General features: G+C 44.2%; 1 protein-coding gene. It reads left to right on the top strand.

The features are described 5' to 3' along the window. The first annotated feature begins 7 nt into the window (after positions 1 to 7). Positions 8 to 2362 (top strand): GH116 family glycosyl hydrolase, encoded by a 2355-nt coding sequence (locus tag PX481_RS16735; protein WP_288095076.1) that lies wholly within the window; start codon positions 8 to 10, stop codon positions 2360 to 2362. Positions 2363 to 2738: the final 376 nt, after the last annotated feature.

The following is a 2738-nucleotide window of genomic DNA, read 5'->3' on the forward strand; positions in this document are numbered from 1 at the left end:
AACATCTATGCTTAATCTCGTCTCCCTTCCAGAAATTCCCGCCGCTGCTTGGAAACGTCCTCTAGGCAAAGGTTGGGAAAAACCCTACAGCGTCCGCTATGCCAGCAATTTAGATGATGGTCCTTGGCATGGGATGCCTCTGGGGGGATTTGGGGCCGGTTGCATCGGACGTTCCCCCAAAGGTGACTTTAATCTCTGGCATCTGGACGGTGGTGAACACAGTTTTAATAGCCTTGCGGCCTGTCAATTTAGCATTTTTGAACAAACAGAAGACGGAAGCGCCCAAGCCTACGCTATGGCGACGGAAAGCCCCAAGGATGGAACTTTATCGCGCTGGTCGTGGTATCCAGCCGAAAAGGGAACATATTCTGCCCTTTATCCCCGCAGTTGGTACGAGTACAAAGATGTTTTTCAGACTCAATTAATTTGCGAACAATTCTCACCGGTTTGGGCGCATAATTATCAAGAAAGTAGTTATCCTATAGCCCTATTTGAATGGACGGCTCATAATCCCACCGATAAACCGATTACTATTAGTATTATGCTGACTTGGCAAAATACAATCGGTTGGTTTACTAACGCGATTAAATCCCCAGTGGTTAAAGTGAGAGATGATGGTAGTCCCGTCTATGAATATCAATCAAAATGGGGGGAAAGTGAGGGTAATTATAATCAATGGATTGTCGATAATTTCCGCGTTGGCTGTCTGATGCGTCGGGATTACGAAAACCCCGGGGAAGGGGATGGACAGATGGCGATTGCCAGTATTACTAATCCGAGTCTAGAGGTATTCTATCTGGGTAAATGGAACCCTGCGGGCGATGGTGGCGAAGTTTGGGACTATTTCGCCATGAATGGCTCTTTACCGGATATTGAGGACGAAACCCCCGCCGAAAAAGGGGAACAAACGGCCACGGCCATGGCGATTCGTTTTACCATTCGTCCGGGGAAAACTCGCAAAATTCCTTTTATTTTAGCTTGGGATTTACCAGTCACCGAATTTGCCCAAGGAATTAACTATTATCGTCGTTATACGGACTTTTTCGGTCGCAATGGTCAAAATGCTTGGGCGATGGTACGCACGGCTTTAAAACACGGCGATACATGGCGAGAAAATATTATTAACTGGCAAAAACCGATCCTAGAACGCAGCGATCTGGCCGATTGGTTTAAAATGGCTTTATTTAACGAATTATACCTCCTAACTGACGGCGGCACTCTCTGGACGGCAGCCACGGAACAGGATCCTATCGGTCAATTTGGGGTCTTAGAATGTATTGATTATCGTTGGTATGAAAGTCTGGATGTGCGTCTCTATGGTTCCTTTGGGTTATTGATGTTATGGCCGCGCTTAGAAAAGGCCGTCATGGAAGCTTTTTCGAGGGCAATTCCCAGCAGTGACGATACTCCTCGGATTATTGGATATAACCAAGCTAGTGCCATTCGTAAGGCCAAAAATGCCACTCCCCACGATTTAGGCGCACCCAATGAACACCCTTGGCAAAAGAGCAATTACACCAGTTATCAAGATTGTAATCTCTGGAAAGATTTAGGCAGTGATTTTGTTTTATTAGTCTATCGGGATTATTTATTAACGGGGGCTAAAGATGAGGATTTTCTGCGGGAATGTTGGCCGTCAATTGTCCTGACTTTGCAATATTTAAAAACTTTTGACCTTGATAATGATGGGATTCCCGAAAATTCTGGCGCACCAGACCAAACCTTTGATGATTGGCGTTTACAGGGAATTAGTGCCTATTGCGGTGGTTTGTGGATAGCGGCCCTAGAAGCAACGATTAAAATTGGCGAAATCATTGGAGAAGATACGGCAATTTTTACCAGTTGGTTACAGCAATCTCGCGCTATTTATCATCAGACTCTCTGGAATGGAGAATATTATAATTTAGATAGTGGCAGTGGTTCCGATGTGGTGATGACTGACCAATTATGCGGTCAATTTTATGCTCGTTTATTGAGTTTACCAGATGTGGTAGAAAATCAATACACGCAATCAGCTTTAAGTAAGATTTATCAGGCCTGTTTTCTCAAGTTTCATGGGGGAAAATTTGGGGCGGCCAATGGGTTAAAACCCGATGGTACTCCCGAAAATCCCGAGGCAACTCATCCCTTGGAAGTTTGGGTAGGAATTAATTTTGGGTTGGTGGCTTTTTTACTACAAATGGGAATGGAAAAGCAAGGATGGCAAATTACAGAAGCGGTGGTGAAACAAGTCTATGAAAATGGCTTACAATTTCGCACCCCGGAAGCAATAACATCGGTGGGAACTTTTCGTGCTTGTCATTATTTACGCGCCATGGCTATCTGGGCTATCTATGGGGTTTTGACGGAATTTCAGGGATAAAACAGGATTATCGCCATCTAACTGGTGATCTGGTTTTACCTGGTAAATCACTCTAATCCTAAATCCGGTTATTAAAAACTGATTATTTATTCTCGGTTTTGCCCTTTGCCTCTCCTGATATGTAGCCTATACTCAGGGGATTTAAGTAGTTAGGCGTTAAAAATTATCAGATGCCCCCCTTATTAAGGGGAGATCAAGGGGGGACTAAGGGGGGATCGGCACCACCCTTATTAAGCTGTCCATTAGTCACATCTTTCTTAACATTTCAAACCTTTGTAGCACAAGGCTTTCAAGACTCGGTTAACAATTTGTAATATTCCTTGTTGACACCCTTACTGACAAAGAAAAAACTGAAATCAAGTCAGGATAAGGGTTG

The organism is Microcystis sp. M53603_WE2 (genome assembly GCF_030065435.1).